Here is a 24,257-nt window from a genome sequence, read left to right on the forward strand (position 1 = left end):
CCAAGCGGAGACAACCGTCTATCTGGCGGCGGATTCGGCTGAAAATGACGGGAGCGCACTCATGTCCACCAACAACAGCGACTACACACTTGGTGAACGCGTATGCAAGGCGCGTGATGCGGCTGGCCTGTCGACTGCGCAGCTCGCACGACGTCTCGGAATTAAAACTGCAACGCTTCAAAGCTGGGAAAGCGACCGTTCCGAACCACGGTCCAACAAGCTGGTGCTGCTCGCCGGTGTTTTGAATGTAAGCCCGACGTGGCTTCTTGTCGGTCGAGGCACTCCACCCTTTTCCGAAGAACCTGCTGCTGCTGACCTCGACAGCATGCGGGTCGCACTTGATCGCGTTCAGCGGCAGGCTCAAGCGCTTGCAGATGAGATAGCAGTTCTGCAGGAACGCTTGAACGGCTGATATCTGCCGACAAATTCCCTTCGCTGACGTTCTAATGCAATGCCATAAGCGCGCTCCACTTGGGGCGCGTTTTTCTTTTTTCAAACGGCGTGTGAATGTTCAGCATCGAACAGCAATTCTTCGTCACAGACGCTCTAAAGGCTCCAATCAAATCGCGCTTGCCAGACACGCGATTACCCCCCTATGACTGTGAAAAGCATAGTCAGCTGCTTCAAGCACGCAGGCACTATTTTCAGGGAGACTTTCATGTCGGTAAATGCCGCGCTTTTAAAACAACAGGTCTTTATTGCTGGTGCGTGGTCTGACGCTGACAGCGGTGAAACGCTGGATGTGGTCAATCCGGCAACAGGTGAAACACTCGGCAGCGTACCTGTTTGCGGACGCGCTGAAACTGCACGGGCAATCGAGGCCGCCAACGCGGCGCTGCCTGCCTGGAAAGCGTTAACGGCCGATGCGCGCGCCGCGCTGATGCACACTCTTTGCGATGCCATCATGGAGCATCACGAGGATCTCGCGGTCTTGCTGACAACCGAAATGGGCAAACCGCTTGCCGAAGCCAAGGGCGAAATCGCGCTTGGAGTGAAATACATCCGTTTCTTCGCTGAAGAAGGGAAGCGCATATATGGCGACACGGTCCCTTCTCCCTGGGCAGACCGGCGCATTCTGGTGACGAAGGAACCTGTCGGTGTAGTCGGTTCGATCACACCCTGGAATTTTCCGAACTCCATGATCGCTCGCAAACTCGGCGCAGCGCTTGCAGCCGGGTGCACCATGGTGCTGAAGCCTGCGGAGCTGACGCCCTATTCTGCACTCATATACGGCATTATGGCAGAGAAAGCCGGACTGCCTTCCGGCGTGATCAACATCCTCACAGGTGACGCACCGGCCATCGGAGCCGAGATGTGTGAAAACCCGGGTCTCCGCAAACTGACCTTCACAGGCTCGACCCGGGTCGGAAAACTACTGGCATCCAATGCCGGCAAACACATGAAGAAGATTTCAATGGAACTTGGCGGAAACGCGCCCTTCATTGTTTTCGACGATGCCGATCTCGACCGCGCTGTTGAAGGCGCGATCGCCAGCAAGTTTCGCAACTCCGGACAGACCTGTGTCTGCGCCAACCGGATCTATGTGCAAGCAGGCGTCTACGACACATTCGCCGAAAAACTCAAAGCTGCAATGTCTGATCAACTGAAAGTCGGCAACGGCCTTGAAGATGGAACAACTCAAGGTCCGCTGATCAGCGAAGCAGCGCTTGAGAAGGTTGCAACGCATGTTCAGGATGCTTTGTCCAAGGGCGGTACGCTGTTGTCGGGAGGAAAGCGCAGCAATGGCCCTGGAATTTTCTTCGAGCCGACCCTGATTGCAGGCGCAACACAAAACATGCAGGTGGCGAACGAGGAGACATTTGGTCCGCTGGCCGCGCTCTTCAGCTTTGACACCGAGGATGAGGTGATAAATCTGGCAAACGATACCGAATATGGACTTGCCTGCTATTTTTACACCAAAGACCTCGGCCGAACGTTCCGGGTTATGGAACAACTTGAATACGGACTTGTCGGCGTCAATGAGGGCGTAATCACCACCGAAGTGGCACCCTTCGGTGGCTTCAAAGACAGCGGCATGGGCAACGAAGGCTCAAAATACGGTTTGGATGACTATCTGAACGTCAAATACAGCTGCATCGGGGGCTTGTGAGCCTAAGCAGCTTTCGAGAGCATGCTTGCCAGTTCAATTGCGTTCATGGGTTTGCCGAACAAGTATCCCTGACCCAATTGGCAGCCGAGTTGCTTCAATTTGGCTGCCTGTTCGGGTGTTTCGATACCCTCAACGATAAGCTCCATGTCGTGGCCTTTCACGAGATGGAGCACCGCCTCGATTAGAGACACGTCCTTCTTGTCGCTCAAGGTTTCCCGAATGAAAGCCCTATCGAGCTTGATTTTCGAGAAAGGATAGTTGGGTAAGTAACTCAAGGACGAGTAGCCTGTTCCGAAATCGTCGAGCGAGAAACTGCATCCGAACGACCTGATCTCCTCCATCAGAAACCTGAGATCAAGCCCTTCTTCGATAAACAGCGACTCCGTTATTTCAAGATCGAGGCGCTCGGCAGGAAAACCCGTGCGCTGGAGAGCTTCCTGGACTGTTGCTACCAAATTGCCACGGCTGAACTGGATTGCGGACAAATTTATCGACAATCGAACAGGCAACGGCCATGACAAACATTCCTTCATGGCCCGGTTCAACGCCCAAGCTCCAAGTTCGACGATATACCCATTTTCTTCAGCTATCGGAACAAACTCGGCAGGCGAAATTGGTCCAAGCTCTCGGTGCTCCCAGCGCAGTAGTGCTTCCACCCCATACATCAATCCGTCATCCAGTGTGACGAGTGGCTGATAGGCCATTTGCAGTTCGTCACGTACAATCGCCTTGAACAGCTCCGTCTCAAGCTCACGTCGGCGCATCAGTGCGGCGTCCATGCCAGGATCGAAGGCCAGAACCTCCTGCTGAACGTCACGCCGCACCCTGGCGAGCGCATTTCCAGACCGCTTCAGTTGAGTTTCTGGGGGTTCAGCTGCGTCGCACACTGCATAACCGAATTTGAGCTGGACGGAGATTCTTGCACCGTCGATGGAATAGTCTTCACCTATGAGGTCCCGGATTCGTTCGATCAAACGTGTTTCATCGTCTCCCGTGGGATTGTTCGCAAAAGCAGCTGCAAATGTGTCGCTTGACAGCGCGGACCACGTGACCCCATCCGACAAATGAGTTTTCAATCGGGTCGCTATCGTTTTGCGGACGCTGTCGCCAAAGGAAAAACCGAGGGATGCAACAATCTGATCCAGGTTGACGACAGCAAACTGAAGGAGGCCGAGGTTCTCTCCCCGGCTTTCCACCAACAAAGCCTGCATAGTCAATTCTTCTTCAAACCCGTTCCGATTGAGCAGCCCTGTTATCGGGTCGTATTTGGCGAGGTATTCAAGACGAAGCGCAGACTCACGTTCCTCCGTGACATCGCGACAGGTCAGACAAGCGACAGCCTCTGATGTGTCGTCGCCGCTGTTGCCCGCGAGCGTCCTTTCGGAGCGAGTGACAACATATTCGATGTAACGCAGATCACCGTTGTCAAACGGCATCGCCAGTGTTTTGGAGATTGGCATCTGATCGACGGTACTCAGCAGAACTTCTTGAGCCTCTTCAACAAGTTCACTCGGCAGGACTTCATGTGCCTTGCTGCCAATCAGTTTCTTGCGATGAAAGAGCAATCTAGCCGAACGGCTGGCTGCGGAAACGCAACCGTCTTTCTGTATGACGACGATGGCATCGAAACTGTCTTCAAAAACGAGACCGAGCATCCGTTCACTGTTGTGCTTTCCGATCGTCGCCACGTGCGAGATCAACCTGTGAAAGCCAAGTTCCCTCAGAACTATGCCCGTTGCTGCAAATAGCAAAAGGAATTGCGCACTTGCTGTAGGGACAAGAAGCGGCATGTGCTTTTGCAAAAGAAATGCCGCCAGCTCGATCGCCCCAGCGGCGAGTGCAAGTATCAGGGCTTTGACCGCCCAGCCCTCGATTTTGGTCATCAAAAGCAGGAGGAAAACAACGACGGCAAATGCGAGGGCTGCCAACTCCCCTTCAATACGCATCGCGCGGTTTTGGAGTAAACTCTCAGCGCCGAGTGCCTGAATCACGCTTCCAGGCAGAATGCCATAGACCGGGACAGGAAAGAGATCTCTCAATTCTTGCGCACTTGCGCCAACGACAACTTTCTTGCCTAGAAAAAACTCTGGATCGACTGACCGGTCGAGCACATCTACCAGTGAGACTGTCGGCAACTCATCGATAGAAATACCGAAATCCAATCCAAAGGCGCCAAGCGCTTCCCCTGAGTATTCGCCGAGGAATGCTGACGCTGACAATTCGGAAGTACCGGAAATGTCGTAACCGTAAATGTTTCTCCATATACGGCTGTCGTTTTCAACGGGCACCATGACAACAACTGGCCACGCTGCTTCAAGAAACTTATCGATAGGCTTGTTGATCACTTCACTTTGGTTCGTGCCAGCCGAAGCAGCCTGACGAAACATAGCGAGACTGACATTGCCAGCACTTTCAATCGAATTTGCGAAGAGACGGTCATCTTCGGCACTCGAAACTGCGCTGAAATCGATATCAAATAGGATATCTGAAGCACCAGATCCGGCGACAAAGTCCGTTAGTTCTGCATATAGGCGGCGCGGCAGTGGCCAGACGCCCAGTTCATTCAAACTCTTGGCATCAATATCGATGAGAACGATCTGCCCGGTCACCGGACGTTTGTCATGGCTAAACTTAGCTTCCCAAAGGAAACGATCGATCGAGTCGGAAAATCCTGCATAACGCACAAATGCGGTCGCCGCGACCACAAGGATCGCGATGAGACAGGCGTTCCCGAAACGCTTTGTCCTGTCTGACCACATCTTTCCGTTGTCACCACCCACTATTCGCAACGACATTTCAAGGCGAAGGGCAATCGCGCCCCTGCCCAATCAGTTTCTTTTTCTATTTTTTACCGTTGCCGTTGCTGTTGCCGTTTCCGTTTCCGTTTCCGGAATTGCCGTTGCTGTTGCCATTCCCGTTGCCGCTATTACCGGAATTGCCGTTGCTATTGCCATTCCCGTTGCCGCTGTTACCGGAATTGCCGTTGCTGTTGCCATTCCCGTTGCCGCTGTTACCGGAATTGCCGTTGCTATTGCCATTCCCGTTGCCGCTGTTACCGGAATTGCCGTTGCTGTTGCCATTCCCGTTGCCACTGTTACCGGAATTGCCGTTGCTGTTGCCATTCCCGTTGCCGCTGTTACCGGAATTGCCGTTGCCGCTGAAGAAGTTACTGAAGAACCCTCCCCCAGCATTCGGCGAAACATCAGCAGAAGGGACGTTCTTGGTTTGTGGGGTCTGGAACGACGGTGCCCGTTTGCTCCCTGGTCGCACAACAGGTTTTGTTTTACCCCCAACCTGAAGCCCCACTTTGGCGGCGGGTGCACTGGAGGCAGACTGTCCTGCACCAACGTTTGCACGGTCTCCGGAAGCAAAATCCTCAACGCTGACCAGCCCACGCTGAACGGAAACCCTTGCGCGCTTGGCATTTACCGAAACGCCGAATTTTGTGCCCTTCACAACGGCCGCCAGAAACGGAGTTTCCACCGTAAAGTGATTGCGCCGACGCGTTTTTACGTCGACTTCAATATTCCCCTTGCGTTGCAGAAGAGTTGTTTTGGTTCCGCGGCTACGGTGCTTGGAGATTGCGAATGTTGTGTTCGGACCGACAGAAATAGTCTCGCTACCGCGGGCAATAAGGGCTCGTGCACCCGGTCGCGTGCCAATCGTGTAGCCTTTTTCGAACACCATTCCGCGTTTGACACGGAATGCCTGTACGCCTGGAGCAACAAAATAGGCTACTCCTGAAACACGCTTTATCACCCAGTCCTGCGCATTTGCCTCGGAGGCCACAAATACGCTGACGACAAAAGTTGCTGCAGCCAAGATAAAAGACAGTTCCCTGAATACGGCATCAAAAGTAAAACCAAGAGATATCGTCTTTGCGCTTCGGTCTTTAGCGTGTGCATTGTCAGTCATTTTTGGCCACTCGATCAATTGGCGTTGGCCAGAAGGTAACAACAACTCACTTAATCTAAGGTGAAACCTGCCCGAGATTATTGATATTTTATGCTTTGGCGATTGATGCAGACAAATAGAACTACAACTCAGAATGAAATAAAAAATATCTTCTCAATTCGAAGTTAGCTTTACTTAACGATTCGCTAATCATTATTTCGAGCTAGACAGACTCCAAGACTTCTCTTTCCACATCCCTGAAAATGTCGATGTGGTCGATATTCATCTGTTCAATACCGAAGCGAACGGCCTTTTCGAATACGGATCGATCCTGGCCTGCATAGAACATCTGAGTCGTAAGACCTGCTTCCTGCGCTTCCTTGATAGAGTCAGCGACCAGGCAGTCTTCATGAAACTCAAGAATGGAAGCACCCTGGGCAACAGCGCGCTCGACGGATCCGACGTGACCGAACAGAACCATCCGTCTTAAATCCGGCACCTTTGCACGAGCCTCGGCCAGGATCGACTGATCGAAGGAAAAGGTCCATGCGCGTTCGAGTATGCCGCGCGCTGCCAGCATGTCTCGCACTTCTGCCGGGTCCCCTTCCTTGATTTCGACGTAGGTTCCGATGCGCCCCTGGCATGCATCGAGAAAGGCATCCAATCGCGGGACCCGTTCTCCCGCGAATTCAGAACCGAACCAGCTGCCTGCATCAAGTTGTTCAATCTCGGCAGAGGTCATGTCAGAAAAGCGGCCACTGCCGTTTGTCGTCCGGTCAACGGTCGCATCGTGCATCACATAAAAAACACCATCATCAGAGGGGCGCACATCGAATTCGACAACGTCCGCACCAAGCTCGATCGCTTTTTCCAGGGATGCGAAAGTGTTCTCCGGCGCCACCAAACAAGCGCCTCTGTGGGACACAATGACTGCTCGTTTCATGTCTAATTCTCCTGCGCTCTCGGACAATATGTCCGGAACTTGTCGGTGTTTGCGACCGTTCGTTTGCAACGATCGACAAAGAGGTGCCCGAGTTTCTTGATGAATTGATGACAGTTCAAGTCTTCTTTTTCTTTCAGTTACTTATCACTAAAATCAATTTTTAATTGCACCAATTCAAAACCACAATCAAGCCAAGCCAATCACGCGATTCGACGAGCTCAATTGTCAATCCTTCGCCAGCAAAAGGAAACAGCAAAACCGCTTCCGCGGGCGCGGTTTGCTTCTGAAATTCTACATATAACGAATTGTTCATTGATCTCGAACGGTCAGTCAAATTGCATGAGGCTTAGTAATGACTATCTCAACCCTCAGGCGTTCATGGCCGAACGCTCAAGGAAACACCATTCAAGAGGTTTGATCATGATCCGTTTCGCAGCATCTGCAATTGCATTGTCACTACTGGCCGGCACCGCCGTCGCCGAGCCCGTCGCCTACGACTTTGACAAATCCCACGCAAACCTCTCCTTCTCCTACAACCACCTTGGGTATTCCACGACCGAAGGCCGATTTGGATCCTGGAATGGTGTTTTGATGATCGACAAGGACACTCCTGCAAATTCGTCCGTCGAATTCACTATTGATGTCGATAGCATGGACACGTTCTGGGCGGACAGGGACACACACCTTAAGAGCGCCGACTTCTTCGACGCGGAGAAGTTTCCGGAAGCTACTTTCAAAAGCACCAGTGTTGAGCAAACAGGCGAAAAGCAACTGGCGGTCACAGGCGACTTGACTATCAAGGGCATCACGAAGCCCGTCACTCTGACTGTTGACGTGACTTCCATTGGCGAACATCCGATGGCAAAAAAAGCAGCTGCTGGTTTTGCCGTCTCAACCGTTGTCAAACGCTCCGATTTTGGCATGGACAAGTTCGTGCCTTATGTGGGTGATGACATCACGGTGACGTTCCACGCTGAAACGCTCAAAGCTGAAGCTACGAATTAATGATCCCTCGGCTGAGACCGGTAATGACTGGTCTCAGCTTCACAGGAGCCACCCATGCTGCGCAATTCCTCCACCGGGTATGGTCTGATTGCCATCTTCTTTCACTGGACAATGGCGATCCTGATCATCGGCATGCTTGCATTCGGTCTTTATCTGGATGGATTGCCGCAAACCGAGCAGTCGACCTTTCAGCTTTACCAGCTACACAAATCCATAGGATTCGTTGTTCTGGCTCTCGCTGCCCTGCGGCTGGTGTGGCGGCTGTTCAATCCCGCCCCGAAACTGCCGGACGGAATGCATCCGCTCGAAAAAACTGCAGCGCACCTTGGGCATATCGGGCTTTATGTACTCATTTTCGCGATGCCAATCACAGGCTGGTTCATGGTGTCGGCATCGCCTTGGAACATTCCGACAATCGCCTTCAACGTCCTGCCAATTCCGCACCTGCCCGTTCCTGCTGCACTTGGCAGTCAAGAGGACGCTGAATCCTTCTTCAAGGTACTGCATGAGTACGGAGCGTTCCTGTTGATCGCATTGATTGTCGTGCATGTCGCGGCAGCTTTGAAACACCATTTCATTGCCCGGGACGACACTTTGAAGAGGATGGTTTCAACTGCCCCGGCGCATTCAGAGAAACAACTTTAGGAAACATCTTCATGATACTGAAAAACATATTCTTATCACTCGGTATTGCTGTTTCACTTGGTCTTGTTTCACCCGGTCTTGCAGACACTTGGACAGTCGATCAGGAAAACAGCCAACTTGGATTTGAAGTCCAACAGGGCAGCAGCAAATTGACCGGGCTCTTCGGCAGCTGGAAAGCGAGTATCGATTTTGATCCCGCAGAGCCGGAAACTGCGAAGATTTCGGCAGAGATCAATCCGGCCACAGCAACCACCGGCAATGCCCAGTTCGACGGCACCCTGCCCAACCAGGATTGGTTTGACGTTAGCGCCTTTCCGGCAGCTACATTCCAGTCAAATACCGTGACCCTCGTCGAGGGTAACAGCTACCGGGCCGACGGGACTTTGACGATCAAAGGCATGGAACAGCCTGTTGAACTCGACTTCACGCTTGAAATCACTGGAGACACCGCCAAGGCGACAGGCACCGCGACGGTCAATCGCCTATCCTATGGGCTTGGTGCCGGTGTTGGAACCGACACTGTTGGTGACATTGTCTCAGTTACACTGGACTTGACGGCAACACGATAGTTCCTCACGAAAACTTCAGACGAATTGGGAAGGCCGCAGCACTTGGCGTGCGCGGCCTTTTTGCCGTAAGACAGGGCGACTTTAGTTCCAGCGCTTCCGGTTGAGACAGACCGCAGTGGCAGCCAGATCAGGAAACCGTCCGATGAACGCTCCCGTCACCCCTCCCGACTATCAGCACAGCGCACTTTTCCCTCAGGGAGAAGACAAGACCCCCTATCGCAAGCTCACCTCGGACCATGTCAAGACAGCGGAGTTCAATGGAGAAGAGGTTCTGGTCGTCGAGCCAGAAGGAATGAGACTGCTGGCTGAAGAGGCCTTCAAGGATATCAATCACTATCTGCGCCCAGGTCACCTGGAACAACTGCGCCGAATATTGGATGACCCGGAAGCGACAGAAAATGACAAGTTCGTTGCGTTCGACCTTTTGAAGAATGCCAACATTGCCTCCCATGGTGTCCTGCCAATGTGCCAGGACACGGGCACTGCCATCGTGATGGGAAAGAAGGGCAGACGCGTTTGGACGAACGGATCCGACGAATCCGCACTCGGTGAAGGCGCCCGAGACGCATATTACAAGAAAAACCTGCGCTACTCGCAGCTGGCGCCGATCTCCATGTTCGAGGAAAAGAACACCAAGAACAACATGCCTGCGCAGATTGAACTCTATGCCGACGGCGAAGATGCCTACAAATTCCTGTTCATGGCCAAGGGGGGCGGTTCAGCCAACAAAACGTTCCTTTTTCAAGGCACGCCGTCACTTTTGACCCACGACCGCATGATCGAATTCCTTAAGGAAAAGATCCTGACACTCGGCACTGCGGCCTGTCCGCCATACCACCTGGCAATTGTTATTGGTGGCACGTCAGCGGAGATGAACCTGAAGACAGCCAAATATGCTTCCGCACGGTATCTGGACGGTCTGCCGACCAAGGGCTCCGATCTGGGCCACGCGTTCCGTGACCTCGAAATGGAAGAAGAAATCCACAAACTGACCCAGGCCACTGGCGTTGGCGCTCAGTTCGGCGGCAAGTACTTCTGTCATGATGTTCGTGTTGTCCGGCTGCCCCGGCACGGCGCGTCTTTGCCCATCGGCCTCGCCGTTTCCTGTTCAGCAGACCGGCAAGCGGTCGGAAAGATCACCAAGGATGGTATCTTTCTGGAGCAGCTTGAGATGCATCCTGAAAAATACCTGCCTGATGTCACCGACGACAACCTGTCGGATCACGTGGTCAAGATCGACCTGACACGGCCTATGTCTGAAATTCTGGGTGAACTCTCCAAACATCCGATCAAAACCCGGCTGTCCCTTTCCGGACCGCTCATCGTCGCGCGTGACCTGGCACATTCCAAACTGCGCGACCGCCTTGAAAGCGGCGAACCGTTGCCGGACTACTTCAAGAACCATCCGATATATTATGCAGGCCCTGCCAAGACGCCGGAAGGCATGCCGTCGGGCTCCTTCGGCCCGACAACAGCGGGACGGATGGATGCCTATGTTGATCAATTCCAGGCAGCTGGCGGGTCCATGGTCATGCTGGCAAAAGGCAATCGATCGGCACAGGTTCGCCGGGCCTGCCAGGCCCATGGAGGGTTCTATCTCGGTTCAATTGGTGGATCGGCCGCTCGATTGGCTCAGGACTGCATCAAGAAAGTCGAGGTGGTCGAATTCGAAGAGCTTGGAATGGAAGCCGTCTGGAAGATCGAGGTTGAAGACTTCCCGGCCTTCATCGTGGTCGATGACAAGGGCAACGACTTCTTCAAGGAACTCAACCTGAGTTAACAATTGGCACCGGGGCAGCAATCGCTGCCCTGCTGTCAATTTCTGATCAAGTCATCATGAGAGCAATGTCCACTGGAGTGCTGCATCCCACTTCGAACAAGGTCGCTGAATAGAGGGTCAGGATCGAATCGACCTGAAAACTCTGAATAGGGAAACGAGCAACTGACTCGTGCTCAATAGATCGACTTCATCAAAAATCATCGGCGTCTTGTTCTTGAAAAGACACAATAAACAACCTTGACGCGATTTTTGAACCGTGACACACCGCCAAAACCGGAAAACGAGTTGCAATTTCAGCACAATTGATCGAGGCAAGGGCACCTCACATCAACGTGAGATTCCATTTTCGCCCTTTTTAGGTCATGATTGTTAATAGTGCGGCAAGGACCTTTTCCTAACGTAACCTTCGACATGAAGCGCTCCTGAGGTGGAGCGAGCGCTGATGGGGGAATTAGAATGAACAGATTTTACTTTGTAGTGGTAGCGCTTCTTGCGGGGGTCTTTGCACTTACCGCACAGGCCGCACCGCGTTTTGGATACTTCGATCACAGCACCAATACCTGGGTGACACCGAAATATCATCCCGGTGGCAAATCCCCCGTAAAACGCAAGCGCGTTAAATACGACGGGCCTTATTCACCTGGAACAATTGTCATCGATACGTCCGAGCGTCGTCTCTATCATGTCCTGCCAAATGGCAAGGCGATGAAATACGGCGTTGGCGTCGGCAAAGACGGTTTCCAGTGGGCAGGCACACACCGTGTTACCCGCAAGGCAGAGTGGCCGAGCTGGACACCGCCGGCGCAGATGCGTGCACGTGAGCGCCGCAAGGGCCGCATCCTGCCGACTTACATGCCAGGGGGCCCGAACAATCCGATGGGTGCCCGTGCACTTTACATTGGCTCAACGCTTTACCGTATCCACGGTACGACCGAGCCGTGGACGATCGGATCAGCAGTATCTTCCGGCTGCATTCGGCTTGCCAATGAAGACGTCATTCACCTCTACAAAAACGTACAGGTTGGCGCCAAGATTATCGTCAAGCGCTGATCAGTCAGACCAAGAGTTTCAAGAGCCGGGCCACAGTGCCCGGCTTTTTTGATTTCATCGTCAGTTCAGGTCGTTTGGCGCTGGTTCGGTTGGAAGCTACAGAACCGGTCTTTCACTGAAAGCCTGTGCCTGCAACACGCCATCGTGCAGGAAATACCCCACATCGAACAGGCGCAAGTCGAGAGGATTGGTCTTTCGCATGTCTCGAAAACCAGGAACAGATCGCTCTTGAGAGTTAAACGAGCGATGAATTTGCGAAAGAAAGACAATGCTCAATTGCTTGCTTGACGCAAACAGCTTCAATTGCCGAATTTGATCCCCTAGCGGCGGATCGCTCCGATGTTGATCCATGACTTGCAAAAAGTCGATGACAACCACGGTCCCGGAAATGGCGTTCGAAAATTGTTCGACGACATAATCTGCGGCAATCCGGTCCGACAGACACAATCTCAGGCGATCTTCCGACTCTGACGTCTCCCCCCCAAGGCTCGACATCTTTTTTCGGATTTCAAAAAGCGAAAACTCAGAAGAAACGAAACCTGCAGATCGCCCCCTCATTGCCGCCTCTACCAATATCTCCAGACCGAGCATTGTTTTCCCGTGCCCCGGTCGAGCCGCCAGGGTTACAAGGGTACCTGGCTTCAAACTGGCGAGTATTCGTGCGGCCGGACGTTCATTTGAGCGCTCAGAGTTGGCAAGCTGGCTCCAAGATCGGTAACCCATTGTGGCAGCGATTTCATCAAGGGCTTTATGAAGCGGTATTCCTGACTTGCGTGACAGCAATCTTGCTTGTCGCTTCAGTCGATAGACGGGTGCTTTCAGTCTCATTTGCGACCTCTCGGCAATGTGCAAAAGCCGCAGTCCCTCCTTGTGTGCGCACATGACAAGTGGTGCAAGATCATTCAGCCCTGCAGATCAGCTGCTGCTCCGTTTGGAGGGGGATGGCGCGGGCAGCACCAAGATCTGAATATCAGATTCGTATCATCGCTGCCCAGAGGTCGAAGTGTTTGCTACGGCTTATCGATCTCGGCCCAGCCCCTTGTCCTCCAGCTCTTTCAGATAACCGACCCAATGAACTTCGCGGCGTGTTCCAAGGTCCATGAAATATGTCCAGGTGTAGATGCCAGAACTGTGCATGTCGTCGAAATGAATGCGGACCGCATAGTTTCCAACCGGTTCGATTTTGATGATTTCAACGTTGCGTTTGCCCGGAACCGTTTGTTTTTGCGAAGGGCTGTGGCCTTTCACCTCAGCCGATGGTGAACAAACCCGAAGATACTCGGCCGACAATTCGTGTCGGTCGCCGGTGTTGAAAGCAACTGTCAGCACCTTTCTGTCCTTGGAAACGCGCAGTTCCGTCGGCCAGGGAGCAGTATCATCAGTCATGGTCGGTTCCTTGATCGGAAATCAATTCAGCAGGTTGAGGCGGACGATAGCGCCCGCGCGACCATCGTCAAGCCGCGTTTTGTCCCGCCTCTTTGACGGCAATGTAACCCTCAAGCGCGGCTTGCCTTGCCTTACCATGATCGACAATCGGTTTCGGGTAGGTCTGGCCCAATTCAATGCCCGCCTGCTGCAGAGCTTCCGGCGGTGCTGCAAAAGGTGCGAACAGGTGTTGTGTAGCCAGGTTTTCAAGTTCCGGAACCCATTGCCTGGTATAAATTCCTTCCGGATCGAACTTTTCCCCCTGGGTGATCGGATTGAATATTCGAAAGTATGGCGCGGCATCCGCGCCAGAGCCGGCAACCCACTGCCAGCTGGCTGAATTGTTCGCCAGATCCGCATCCAACAGCGTATCACGGAACCAGGCTTCACCGTGTTTCCAATGAATTCGCAGATGCTTTATCAGAAAACTTGCGACAATCATCCGCACGCGATTGTGCATGTAACCGGTTTGCCAAAGTTCACGCATGCCTGCATCGACAATCGGATAACCTGTTTGGCCCTTCTGCCATTTCGCCAGATCGTCCGGAGCTTCGCGCCAGGGATAGGCATCGAATGCCGGTTTCCAGTTTTCCGACGGCAAATGCGGGAAATGATAAAGCAAATGATATGCAAACTCTCGCCAGGCAATCTCGGACAGAAATTTCACACCGTCCGGCGCAGCGGAAATTTCCGCTGTCATATGTTTTTGCGTTTCATGCCAGATCATTCGAGGAGAGATCTCCCCGAAATGCAATGCCGGCGATAAGCGGGAAACGTTGGGCAGATCGGGTCGGTTCCGCAAACTGCCATAACCTTGAAGGCCTTCATCTAGAAACGCCCTGAACCGCTTCCTTGCGCCCTCTTCACCTGGTTGCCAGATGTTTTCCCACCCAGCCGCCCAGTCGGGTTTGTTCGGCAACAATCCAAAACTCTCCAGGTCCTCGCCTGCATCGGTATTCACGAATTGAATGTTTTCTGGTGCAGTCAGGGGCGATGCAATCTGTTTTTGTTGGGCCGCTTTCCAGAAAGGCGAGTACACCTTGAAAGGACCGCCTGATTTGGTTTCGAGTTCCCATGGCTCGAACAACAAGGATGCCTTGAAACTCCTGGTCTCAATGCCTGCATCCTTCAGGCTGGCCTTTATATCTGTGTCTCTCTCAATGGCATGTGGCTCGTAACAGCGATTCCAATAGACAGCTTTTAGCTGATGTTCGCGCACCAGATGCGGAATGAGATGCCGTGCATCTCCACGCATCAGTACAAGTCCCGACAATGAAGCCTTCAAACTTGCAAGACTGTGATACAGCCACCACCGACTGGCACCTCCCATAGGATGCGTTTCACCGGATTGTTCCGGCGTTTCCAGAATGAAAACCGGAAGCACCGACCCCTTCTGCGCTGCTTCAAAGAGTGCGGGATTGTCTTCTGTTCGCAGATCTTGGCGGAACCAAACGAGTGTTGTCATGTTGCCTCTGACGTGTTCTTGCTGAGTCATACGCCAGAGGCTTTGAACAGATCAACGCAGCAGCCGGCTCAACTGGACCGGCTGGAGGTAAAAACGGTCAGGTCACGCCGGGACGGGAGCTTTGGCCTCCTGGCGCAAGCGCTCAAAGTGCTTGTCCCAACCAGCATCCAATGCACTTAACATCATGAAGGCTGCCTCTCCTGCGGCCTGTTCAATCCCTTCATGCGCAAGCGTCAAACGTGTGCCACCTGCTGCGTCTTCAAGGGTCCAGCGCACAGTTGTCATGGCACCGTTGAGAGGTTTGACGGTGAATGTGTAGACCAGACTGTCATGCGGGCGCATTTCCAGTACCTTCCCCCAACAAATGCGTGACATGTCGCCGTGCTGGTCGAGCAAGGTGTAGGCCGCGCCTTCCTTCAAGTCTTCCTCAGCCGGGTGAAACCAGCGGGCCAGCTTGTCTTTTTCGGTCAAAAATGACCAGACGATCTCGCGTGGCGCATCCAGAAAGATTGTTTTTGTGATGGTTGTCGAATTCATTTTTCCGTTTCCCTTCTTTTTTGCATGTCCCTGGCGACCTCACGCTGCAAATCTGCAAGCTTGCTGTCCCAGAATTGTTCAAAAAACCCGAGCCATTCGAACGCCGAGCTCAAGGGCTCGGGTGAAAGCCGATTGCGCTTCTCCCGTCCGATCACTTCAGTTTGTATGAGGCCGCCTTCCTCCAGGATGGTCAGGTGTTTGTTGATTGCCGTACGGGTGATATCGAAACGCGCCGCAATGTCTGAAATGGCAAGGTTCTCTTGCGCCAGATGCATTAGGATTTGGCGCCGTGTCGGATCAGCCAGAGCCCGGAAAACGCTTTGGGGTCCGGAGTTCATTTTCGTCCCTCCCCGACCGGCACAAAGTCGAATGGTCCATCCTGATAAAGGAAGGTGACGCATTCCACTTCAGAGACGCATTTGCTGAGGTGCGGCAGGTGAGCTGGAATTTCATAATAGTCACCTGCCTTAAGGACGACTTCACTACCACCGATCTCATTTTCAGACAGATGAACCATTTCACCTGAAACGATCAGGCCGTACATCCCTGCACTTTTGGTGTGAACCGGACTGATGAGCCCCGCCGGGAGCCGAACCATCGCCATGTAGCTTTCGTCAAAACGATTGCCCTTCAGCGACGCAAATGCGACACCCTCCGGTGTTGTCTCCCAGTTGAGTTCCGGTTGAACCGCCAGTTTGATGTCATCGGCTCGAGCTGAAGGGGTCAGGCTCGCAACTGAGATCAACCCTGCGGTTAGACAAGCAAGTTTTCCAATTTTCATACCAATCTCCTCGTAACACCATTTGGTGTTATTTATATGACACCTTTTGGTGTCATTACAAGCGGTGCCGAAAAATTTCTTGCTAGGGCATTCAGGAATTGATTTTAGTGCGATTTCGTACTACTTAGTGCGATATCGTACTTTTTAGGAGAAACTCTCATGTCCTTGTCCCGCCGAAAAACCCTAGCCCTCATCGGTGGAGGCATCGTTGTTGCTGCTTCCGCGTCTGCAGGAACGTTTCTTGCCACACGCACCCCTGAGAGGGCTCTGTCTCCTTGGGAGGATGCCGGCGACTATGAAGACCCGCGGCTGTTTGCTCTCTCCTATGCGCTGCTGGCTCCAAATCCACACAACAGACAACCCTGGCTGGTCGAACTCACGGAAGGAACAAGCTTTCTTCTGCATAGAGACAAGACCCGCAGTTTGCCGCATACGGATCCCTATCAAAGACAGATATTCGTCGGCCTTGGCTGCTTCATAGAGCTGATGGCTGTTGCAGCCTCGCTTCAAAAGAAACGTGCGGAAATCAAACTTTTCCCCGAAGGACCGGACGGACCGATAGCTTTTGTTCAATTGCAGGATGGAGGCGCCACCGACCCGCTTTCAGAACACATAATGAACCGACGCTCCTGCAAGGAACCGTTTGAAACAACTCCGGTTCCGAAAAATCTAGCACAAAAACTCGTCCCTTATGGTCAGGTAATTTTGGATAGTGAGACTGTTGCAGTTTTGAAGGAGCTCACCTGGGACGCCTGGTTGACCGAAATGAATACACATCGAGCACTCAAGGAAAGCGTTGATCTCATGCGCTTCGGCAAATCCGAAATCAACGCGAATCCAGATGGCATTGATCTTGGCGGACCGTTTCTCGAAAGTCTCATGCTTGCCGGCATTTTGACCCGTGAAGGTCAGCTTGATCCAGCATCAAGCGGATTTCAGGAAGGTGTGAAAATCTATCGGGAGATGCTTGCAGCTACGCCGGCTTATATTTCCATGACCACTGAGGGAAATGCGCGTTCCGACCAAATCGCGGCGGGTCGTCGATGGCTGAGGCTGAACCTTGAAACAACCGCCCTGGGGCTGGCTCTTCATCCTGTCAGTCAAGCTCTTCAGGAATATGAGGAAATGAAGACGCACTATGCCGACGCCCATCGCATACTTGCCAATCCGGGAGAAACCGTTCAGATGCTAGGGCGATTGGGCTATGGCCCGACAATTCCACGAACGCCGCGCTGGCCGCTCGAAACACGGATATTGAATGGATAACGACACCCGGCACGTCTATTTCACATTTTTCAATGAGATTGGCATCATTGCCCAGCTCAGCCGGGCTGCCATGGAAGCCCGGTTACCAAAGGGGCTCACCCTGCCCCATTTCAGCGTAATCAATCATTTGATCAGGGTGCGCGACGGACAAACGCCGCTGACCCTGGCAAGGGCCTTTCAAGTTCCCAAAACGACCATGACGCACACCTTGTCCGGCTTGCTTGAGCACGGGTTTGTCGAAATGCGGCCCAACCCAAAAGACGGACGCAGCAAAACTGTTTGGTTGACCGATGCCGGGCGAACGTTCCGCGAGGCAGCGATCAAGGCGAGCGATCCGGATATTGAAGCGCTAAAGGCAGCTTTCCCAAAGCAGAAGGTGGAACAACTGCTTCCGCTTCTGGCTGACATAAGATCGTTCATGGACGCCTATCGGGATGAGTGAGATCGTCGGTGCTTGGGATCGGCAAAGGGTCCAATTGACAAAAATACACTGATAAGTTTACCTGCGAAGAATAACCTGAAGCGAAAAATCGAGTTTGAATTGATCTTACCCGCTTCCGCGCCATATGATCGGGAACAAAACACAAGGGAGAGCGTCCGTGACAGATGGTAAGATTGTGGTTCCGGCACAGCCGGATACCGGTGCAGCGCCGATATCCAGTCCCATGATCGACCCTTTTGGCCGGGCCGTTACCTATCTGCGTGTCTCAGTGACCGATCGGTGTGATTTCCGCTGTGTCTATTGCATGGCCGAGGACATGACATTCCTGCCGAAGCGAGAAGTTCTCAGCCTTGAAGAACTGGACCGTCTGTGCACGGCCTTTATCGAAAAGGGTGTGCGAAAGCTGCGTTTGACCGGCGGTGAACCGCTGGTGCGAAAAAACATCATGAGCCTGATCAGAAACCTCGGCCGTCATCTTGATAGCGGGGCCTTGGAAGAGCTGACGATCACGACAAACGGTTCACAGCTGTCGCGCTTCGCAAACGAACTCTATGACTGTGGCGTCCGGCGGATCAATGTCTCAATCGATACGCTCGACCCTCAGAAGTTCAAGACCGTGACCAGATGGGGCGACCTCGCCAAGGTGCTGGACGGGGTCCGGGCTGCCACTGCGGCCGGATTGAAAACAAAAATCAACATGGTTGCGCTCAAGGATGTCAACGAGCACGAAATTCAGCCTATGCTGGAATGGTGTCATGGCGAAGGTCATGATCTGACGCTCATTGAGACCATGCCGCTTGGGGAAATTGACGGCGACCGCACTGACCAATATCTCCCGCTGTCGACTGTCAGGTCCCGTCTTGCCGAGCGTTTCACACTTACCGACATTCCTTACAAGACCGGCGGTCCTGCACGGTATGTGACCATTGAGGAAACAGGCGGCAAACTGGGCTTCATTACGCCATTGACCCACAATTTCTGTGAAAGCTGCAACCGGGTAAGGGTTACCTGCACCGGGCAACTTTATATGTGCCTTGGTCAGGATGACATGGCTGACTTGCGCGCGCCATTGCGTGCCTCGGAAGGCAATGAAGTTCTGAACGATGCCATCGACGAAGCGATCGGCAGAAAACCGAAGGGGCATGACTTTGTCATTGACCGTGATCGCAATCAGCCGGCTGTGTCGCGGCATATGAGCGTCACCGGCGGCTGACCTTCTAGCATAGAATTTTCGAGTGAAACAATCGCGCTATTCGGCGGGCACGAAAGAGTGTCGCGCCGAAAGATGGCGCACCGATAGTGCTGCGCCAAGACTAAGCAGCATGCCAATAGCCATAACTATGATCATTCCCCACGGCGATCCCGCGATGGCGCTGCCTGTATAAAGCCACGTGACAAACGAACCGGTGATCGCACCGGCACCGACTTGCAGCGATGCAGTCAGTCCGGAAGCCGAACCGGCAAGTTCCGGTCGGACACTGACAGCACCTGATAGCGCACTTGGCAGGCAAACGCCGTTGCCCAGTCCTAGCAAGAACATTGGCAAAAACAGGATCTGCGCCGACAGACCATTGAAATAGGTGAAGGTCGCAATAATCGAAACTGAAAGAATTCCGATCAAAGTGCCCGCCATGATCATTGGCATCAGACCGACCCGTTCAGCAAATTTCCCCGAAATGAAATTCCCGGCAATGTAACCAAGCGCTACAAACATGAAGTAGAAGCCCATTTCGGCTGCACTGAGTGACAGCATTCCGGCGGCGATATAGGGCGCTCCCCCGAGATAGGCGAAATAGGTCAGCGCGGAAAACGCTGCCGTCAGCGCATAACTCCAAAACAACGGCTCCCTGCACAGGTCCGTATAGGACTTCACAACCTGCCGAGGTCCAACTTTCGTTCTTTCTGTATGCGTTTCGGGCAACTTGTAGATGCTTGCCCACAAAGCCCCTATGCCGAGGATAAGCATAAGAACAAAACCACCCTGCCAGCCGAAAAACTCATCGAGCAGTCCGCCAATTGCCGGACCGATCGTCGGCATGACCGCCATGCCCATCGTGACAAATCCAATCATGCTTGCAGCTTGATTTGGACCGTAGAGATCCCTCACGATGGCTCTGCCGAGAACCATTCCGGTGCAACCGCCTGCGGCTTGCAAAATGCGTGCGAAAACCAGGGCTTCGATCGTGGGTGCAAAGAGGCACAGGATGCTGCCGATGACGAACAGTGTCATGCCGACAATGATCACAGGACGACGGCCATATTGATCAGACAGCGGTCCCCAGATCAGTTGCGAAACGGCGACGGCAACAAAGAATGCAGACATGGACAGCTGGATTTCACCAGCGGTCGCGGAAAAAACAATCATCATGCCTGCGAGAGAAGGCAGATAAATCTGCATTGCGAGTGGATTGACGGTCGAGACCGCAATCAGCACCGCTAAAGAAGGCCGTGCAGCCCTTTCTGTCGCGCGTCTTTGGCCGGATTTCATACCCAGGAAGGAACCCTTGTTATTTTTCCTTTGCCGAAAACAGCTTAGGATGGGGTTACCATAGGTGACTGGCGTGATCCGGTTGTGAAAAGCGATATTGATACAACCAGAAAGGCCTCAAGCGATTGGCTTTTCTTGTCTTTTTGAAAGATTGCTTCAGAATTTTGAGTCGCCTGAAACACAACCTGAATGGCTGTTTCACGATCGTATACCGCGTCGGCCAAACGCCAGACCAAACACTGCCTTTAATCCATGACAAAAAAACCGGCGGCGCTCAGCGGGCCACCGGCTTTACTGAAGGTTCAAGACTGACATCCCTCAGTCGAAGACAATCTTCGGTGCTCCCCGTTCCGGGGAATTTTCAGATCTTTGAATGCCGGCCACAACCTTGGTTGCGATGTCCTTGTAGATTTCGGCCATAGCGCCTTCCGGATCGGAGACCACGATCGGTGTTCCGGCGTCCGACGTTTCTCGGATCTTCATTGTGAGCGGGATCTCACCGAGGAACGGCACAGACAAGCGTTCAGCTTCTGCCCTCGCACCACCGTGACCAAAGATGTCATGCCGTCCGCCACAATCGGGACAAAGGAAGTAACTCATGTTTTCCACGATGCCCAGCACCGGAACATCGACGCGCTTGAACATGTTCAGGCCCTTACGCGCATCGATCAGCGCCAAATCCTGAGGCGTCGACACGATTACCGCACCGGCAAGCGGGACTTGTTGGGCCATTGTCAGCTGCGCATCGCCCGTGCCAGGGGGCATGTCGACAACCAAGACGTCAAGATCTCCCCAGGCGACCTCCCGAAGCATTTGGGTCAGCGCGGAAATCACCATCGGTCCACGCCAGATCATTGGCGTTTCCTCTTCGACCATGAAGCCCATGGACATGACCTTGATGCCGTATCCGACCAACGGCTTCAACAAGCGTCCAGAATCAGCTTCCGGTCGCCCTGAAACATTGAAAAGCCTGGGGACGGATGGTCCGTAGATGTCGGCATCAAGAACCCCTACTCTCAGGCCGTTTGCAGCCATTGCAAGCGCAAGATTGGCAGTTGTTGTCGATTTGCCGACGCCGCCCTTGCCGGAAGCAACCGCAACAATGTGCCGAATGCCGGGGACGCCTGGCTTAGCGGGCGCCTGCTCCTCACGGGCCGGTTGCGGCCGGGGCGCTGGCGCGGCGGGCTGCGGCGCGTTTTTGGCAGCACCAGGCGCGCGTTCTGCCGTCAGTGCGACCATTGCATTTTGGACACCGTCAACTTCCTTGACGACCTTTTCAGCTGCTTGGCGAAGGGGTTCCAGTTCCTGCGCACGCTCTGCTGGAACTGTTATGGAAAAGGCCACACGTCCATCTGATACAAACACATCCGACACAAGTCCCAGAGAGACGATATCCCCTTCAAGATCCGGCCCTTTTATCTGCCTGAGGCGTTCCATGACCGCTGATTTTATGCTCTCGTTCATTCACTTGTCCTGTCGACTGATCCGACTTCTTCTGCCCTTTGGGGCGAAAACCAAGGGAACCCTAATTTGCCTGGCATCAAAAGCAATCTGCCAAAATGCTGCACATATGTGTTCCGCGCCCCAAAACTGTCCAAACACTAGGTATTGCCCATCGCCGCAATTTCAAACCTTCTGTCTTGAAACCACCGAGTTTTTTGAAACGTGAAAACGCGACTGAAGCAGCGACCTCTCTCGTTTTCGGTTCAAATACCGCACGATCGACTGATTGTCCCGACGAAACCATGAGGACAATATTTGTCTTGCGGTGCGCGGGCTCGAAGTTAGTCTTCGCGCGGAGGTCCCTTCCGGATTCCCTAGGTACAATCAGACCACAGGACTTTGCCATGCCGGCTTGCCTTATCACCGCGACCAACCGTGGGATCGGATACGAATTGGCGCGCACTGCACTTGCCAAAGGCTGGACCGTCTTCGGATCTGCGCGCGCCCCTGCCGCTGCAGACGAAACGGCCAAATCTCTTGGCGAAGGATTCGTTCCTTTGGTTTTCGACGTGACAGACCATGACAGCGTTCAAAAGTCGGCGGACATGCTTTCCGACAAGATCGATTTACTGATAAACAATGCCGGCGTCATAGGTCCGCAGCGACAGTCTCCGCTCGATATGGACATGATTGGATTTTCTGAAACGATTGCAGTCAACACTATTGCCCCGCTTGCGGTCTCGCATGCCTTTCTTCCGCATTTGAGACAGTCCGGTGCCGGCAGGATACTGACAATCTCAAGCCAAATGTCCTGGATGGGATATCGCAAGTCGGACAGGCTTGCCTATCGCGCTTCCAAGGCCGCCGTAAACAAGGTCATGCAAGGCCTTGCAACCGAGCTCGAAGCGGAAGGCATCCCGGTTGCCCTGATCGACCCGGGCTGGGTTCGCACGGATATGGGCGGTGCATCTGCCGACAATTGCCCGAAGGACGTCGCGGACGGTGTCTTCAAGATCGCTGACAGTCTGTCCATTGCAGAGACAGGCAAATTCTTCAAATGGACAGGGGAAGAACGCCCCTTTTAGTCTCTCCCAGGTTACTCAGGAGTCGCCCAATGACATGGCCCCTTCCCGTCACGCTGTCCGGCCAATACGCAACGCTAGTGCCCTTGTCACAAGAGCATGCAGCGGACCTCGCTGAGGCGTCCAGTGAAGGCGATTTGTGGAAAGTCTGGTACACGACGGTGCCGAAACCAAGTGATATTCCGGCTGAAATCGACCGTCGGCTCGATTTGCAAGCAAGTGGCTCTATGCTTCCCTTTGCCGTTCTGACGCCCGATGGCAAGGCGGTCGGCATGACCACCTATATGAACATCGACGCGACATACAAGCGGGTTGAAATCGGCTCGACATGGTACCGCAAAGCCGTGCAACGCACGCGAGTGAATACAGAATGTAAGCGAATGTTGCTCACACATGCGTTTGAGGACCTGCAATGCATTGCCGTTGAGTTCAGGACTCATTTCATGAACAGGCAAAGTCGCGCGGCCATCGAACGCCTTGGCGCCAAACTCGATGGCGTCCTGCGGTCCCATATGAGGACCACCGATGGCTCATTAAGAGATACTGCCGTTTATTCGATTCTTCCGCACGAATGGCCAACCGTCAGGGCCGGTCTGGATTTCAAGCTAGCAGAAGAACGCTAGTGCACTTTTCCACACAAAGATGAAGCTGCGTTGTTTTGCGCAGACTTCTAAGACTGCGCACAGACCCTTGAAGCACAAGGCCTGGGAACACTAGCCAACACATCCACGTGATTTTCAGCTCTTCTTCGGATTTGTTCCAAATTTTAAGCAAATGTGAGGAATTGAGGCGCACGCTGATCTCATCGGCAAAAAAGATGGGACACGCCATGGAACTCTATCGCGCTTGTTACCGCAGCCAGATCAGATGGAACAAAATGCATCTGCCGCTGCCCGACGAAATTGACAAAACTCTTCTGCGCATACGGCGCATCAATCGAAAAGCAGGCGTGACCGGTGCTCTTCTCCTCGTCGATCAGCACATCGTTCAAATTCTGGAAGGACAAACCGGCCAGGTGCTCGACACCGTTTATTGTGTCATGAACGATCCGCGGCTGGAATCCATTGAAGGCATCATTCATGAGCCGGTGGACTTCCGCATGTTCCCGAATTCGCTAATGTTCTTCCGTGACTTGAGCGATGGCGTTGCAGCATCACAACATGACGTGTTGCGGCCATTGCTGGATCATCCAGGTGATGTGACACGCGAAGAAGCCTATGCCGCTTTCGGACACTTTGCCAAAGAGCTGCAAGAAGGCCGCCTGACCAACGACATGCTTATGATCTGAGTGGAACGGATCTGAAAACGTTCCACTTCTCAAGCAATTGACAC

Annotated in this window: 24 protein-coding genes; 13 read left to right on the forward strand and 11 right to left on the reverse strand. The window is 53.3% G+C overall.

Features of this window, described 5'->3' with window-relative positions:
• The first annotated feature begins 61 nt into the window (after positions 1-61).
• Both FIV00_RS18240 and FIV00_RS18245 read left to right on the forward strand, forming a co-directional pair.
• Positions 62-412, forward strand: a complete 351-nt coding sequence (locus FIV00_RS18240) for a helix-turn-helix domain-containing protein (RefSeq protein ID WP_209006604.1) — start codon at positions 62-64, stop codon at positions 410-412.
• A gap of 246 nt (positions 413-658) precedes the next feature.
• A complete protein-coding gene (locus FIV00_RS18245; protein ID WP_152502089.1) occupies positions 659-2,110 on the forward strand; it encodes an NAD-dependent succinate-semialdehyde dehydrogenase in 1,452 nt (483 codons plus the stop codon).
• Between the two features lie 2 nt (positions 2,111-2,112).
• Here FIV00_RS18245 and FIV00_RS18250 read toward each other — a convergent pair whose 3' ends face one another.
• From FIV00_RS18250 to FIV00_RS18260, 3 genes are all read right to left on the reverse strand, one after another.
• Entirely contained in the window at positions 2,113-4,869 is a 2,757-nt protein-coding gene (locus tag FIV00_RS18250; protein ID WP_152502090.1) for an EAL domain-containing protein, read from the reverse strand.
• Between the two features lie 82 nt (positions 4,870-4,951).
• Positions 4,952-6,025, reverse strand: coding sequence for a FecR family protein (locus tag FIV00_RS18255; RefSeq protein ID WP_152502091.1), 1,074 nt, complete (start codon positions 6,023-6,025; stop codon positions 4,952-4,954).
• A gap of 202 nt (positions 6,026-6,227) precedes the next feature.
• Positions 6,228-6,947, reverse strand: a complete 720-nt coding sequence (locus FIV00_RS18260; protein WP_152502092.1) for a glycerophosphodiester phosphodiesterase family protein — start codon at positions 6,945-6,947, stop codon at positions 6,228-6,230.
• Positions 6,948-7,367: 420 nt separating this feature from the next.
• Between FIV00_RS18260 and FIV00_RS18265 the strand changes: the two genes are divergently transcribed.
• From FIV00_RS18265 to FIV00_RS18285, 5 genes are all read left to right on the forward strand, one after another.
• Positions 7,368-7,952 carry a YceI family protein gene (locus FIV00_RS18265; RefSeq protein ID WP_152502093.1) on the forward strand — a complete coding sequence of 195 codons (585 nt, stop codon included), beginning with the start codon at positions 7,368-7,370 and terminating at the stop codon, positions 7,950-7,952.
• A gap of 54 nt (positions 7,953-8,006) precedes the next feature.
• Positions 8,007-8,597 carry a cytochrome b gene (locus tag FIV00_RS18270; protein WP_152502094.1) on the forward strand — a complete coding sequence of 197 codons (591 nt, stop codon included), beginning with the start codon at positions 8,007-8,009 and terminating at the stop codon, positions 8,595-8,597.
• An 11-nt stretch (positions 8,598-8,608) separates the two neighbouring features.
• Complete coding sequence (locus FIV00_RS18275) at positions 8,609-9,166, forward strand: YceI family protein (RefSeq protein WP_152502095.1); 558 nt, start codon at positions 8,609-8,611, stop codon at positions 9,164-9,166.
• 142 nt (positions 9,167-9,308) lie between these two features.
• The gene (locus FIV00_RS18280) at positions 9,309-10,946 is read left to right on the forward strand and encodes a fumarate hydratase (protein ID WP_152502096.1); all 1,638 of its coding nucleotides are present in this window, start codon (positions 9,309-9,311) and stop codon (positions 10,944-10,946) included.
• Positions 10,947-11,402: 456 nt separating this feature from the next.
• A complete protein-coding gene (locus FIV00_RS18285) occupies positions 11,403-11,996 on the forward strand; it encodes a L,D-transpeptidase (RefSeq protein ID WP_152502097.1) in 594 nt (197 codons plus the stop codon).
• A gap of 96 nt (positions 11,997-12,092) precedes the next feature.
• On the opposite strand, the gene FIV00_RS18290 is transcribed toward FIV00_RS18285, so the two are convergent.
• The 6 genes from FIV00_RS18290 to FIV00_RS18315 form a co-directional block, all read right to left on the reverse strand.
• Positions 12,093-12,824 carry a DNA helicase gene (locus FIV00_RS18290; RefSeq protein WP_173006046.1) on the reverse strand — a complete coding sequence of 244 codons (732 nt, stop codon included), beginning with the start codon at positions 12,822-12,824 and terminating at the stop codon, positions 12,093-12,095.
• Positions 12,825-13,013: 189 nt separating this feature from the next.
• The gene (locus FIV00_RS18295) at positions 13,014-13,382 is read right to left on the reverse strand and encodes a gamma-butyrobetaine hydroxylase-like domain-containing protein (protein WP_152502099.1); all 369 of its coding nucleotides are present in this window, start codon (positions 13,380-13,382) and stop codon (positions 13,014-13,016) included.
• A gap of 67 nt (positions 13,383-13,449) precedes the next feature.
• On the reverse strand, positions 13,450-14,886 hold the full coding sequence (locus tag FIV00_RS18300; RefSeq protein WP_152502100.1) for a deoxyribodipyrimidine photo-lyase: 1,437 nt from the start codon (positions 14,884-14,886) through the stop codon (positions 13,450-13,452).
• Positions 14,887-14,988: 102 nt separating this feature from the next.
• Positions 14,989-15,423: an SRPBCC domain-containing protein gene (locus tag FIV00_RS18305; protein WP_152502101.1), complete on the reverse strand. Its 435-nt coding sequence runs from the start codon at positions 15,421-15,423 to the stop codon at positions 14,989-14,991.
• Positions 15,420-15,761 (reverse strand): helix-turn-helix transcriptional regulator, encoded by a 342-nt coding sequence (locus FIV00_RS18310; protein WP_152502102.1) that lies wholly within the window; start codon positions 15,759-15,761, stop codon positions 15,420-15,422. Before FIV00_RS18310 ends, FIV00_RS18305 begins: the two co-directional genes overlap by 4 nt.
• The gene (locus FIV00_RS18315; protein WP_152502103.1) at positions 15,758-16,204 is read right to left on the reverse strand and encodes a cupin domain-containing protein; all 447 of its coding nucleotides are present in this window, start codon (positions 16,202-16,204) and stop codon (positions 15,758-15,760) included. Before FIV00_RS18315 ends, FIV00_RS18310 begins: the two co-directional genes overlap by 4 nt.
• 159 nt (positions 16,205-16,363) lie before the next feature.
• On the opposite strand from FIV00_RS18315, the gene FIV00_RS18320 reads away from it, so the two are divergent.
• The 3 genes from FIV00_RS18320 to moaA all read left to right on the forward strand — a co-directional run bounded on the left by FIV00_RS18320 (position 16,364) and on the right by moaA (position 19,125).
• Positions 16,364-17,470, forward strand: coding sequence for a twin-arginine translocation pathway signal protein (locus FIV00_RS18320; RefSeq protein WP_173006047.1), 1,107 nt, complete (start codon positions 16,364-16,366; stop codon positions 17,468-17,470).
• On the forward strand, positions 17,463-17,912 hold the full coding sequence (locus tag FIV00_RS18325; RefSeq protein ID WP_152502104.1) for a MarR family winged helix-turn-helix transcriptional regulator: 450 nt from the start codon (positions 17,463-17,465) through the stop codon (positions 17,910-17,912). The genes FIV00_RS18320 and FIV00_RS18325 overlap by 8 nt, the downstream gene beginning before the upstream one ends.
• 223 nt (positions 17,913-18,135) lie before the next feature.
• Positions 18,136-19,125, forward strand: coding sequence for a GTP 3',8-cyclase MoaA (gene moaA / locus FIV00_RS18330; protein WP_209007047.1), 990 nt, complete (start codon positions 18,136-18,138; stop codon positions 19,123-19,125).
• 36 nt (positions 19,126-19,161) lie between these two features.
• Here the strand turns inward: moaA and FIV00_RS18335 are convergent, their stop codons facing one another.
• Entirely contained in the window at positions 19,162-20,400 is a 1,239-nt protein-coding gene (locus tag FIV00_RS18335) for a multidrug effflux MFS transporter (RefSeq protein ID WP_152502106.1), read from the reverse strand.
• A 318-nt stretch (positions 20,401-20,718) separates the two neighbouring features.
• On the reverse strand, positions 20,719-21,864 hold the full coding sequence (gene apbC, locus FIV00_RS18340; RefSeq protein WP_152502107.1) for an iron-sulfur cluster carrier protein ApbC: 1,146 nt from the start codon (positions 21,862-21,864) through the stop codon (positions 20,719-20,721).
• A gap of 383 nt (positions 21,865-22,247) precedes the next feature.
• Here apbC and FIV00_RS18345 point away from each other — a divergent pair, with 383 nt between their 5' ends.
• The 3 genes from FIV00_RS18345 (at position 22,248) to FIV00_RS18355 (ending at position 24,213) form a co-directional block, all read left to right on the forward strand.
• Complete coding sequence (locus tag FIV00_RS18345) at positions 22,248-22,928, forward strand: SDR family NAD(P)-dependent oxidoreductase (protein ID WP_152502108.1); 681 nt, start codon at positions 22,248-22,250, stop codon at positions 22,926-22,928.
• A gap of 29 nt (positions 22,929-22,957) precedes the next feature.
• Positions 22,958-23,548 carry a GNAT family N-acetyltransferase gene (locus tag FIV00_RS18350; protein ID WP_152502109.1) on the forward strand — a complete coding sequence of 197 codons (591 nt, stop codon included), beginning with the start codon at positions 22,958-22,960 and terminating at the stop codon, positions 23,546-23,548.
• A 206-nt stretch (positions 23,549-23,754) separates the two neighbouring features.
• Entirely contained in the window at positions 23,755-24,213 is a 459-nt protein-coding gene (locus FIV00_RS18355) for a BLUF domain-containing protein (RefSeq protein WP_152502110.1), read from the forward strand.
• Positions 24,214-24,257 lie beyond the last annotated feature (44 nt).

The sequence above is a fragment of the Labrenzia sp. THAF82 genome, from assembly GCF_009363435.1.
GTDB classification, from domain to species: domain Bacteria; phylum Pseudomonadota; class Alphaproteobacteria; order Rhizobiales; family Stappiaceae; genus Roseibium; species Roseibium porphyridii.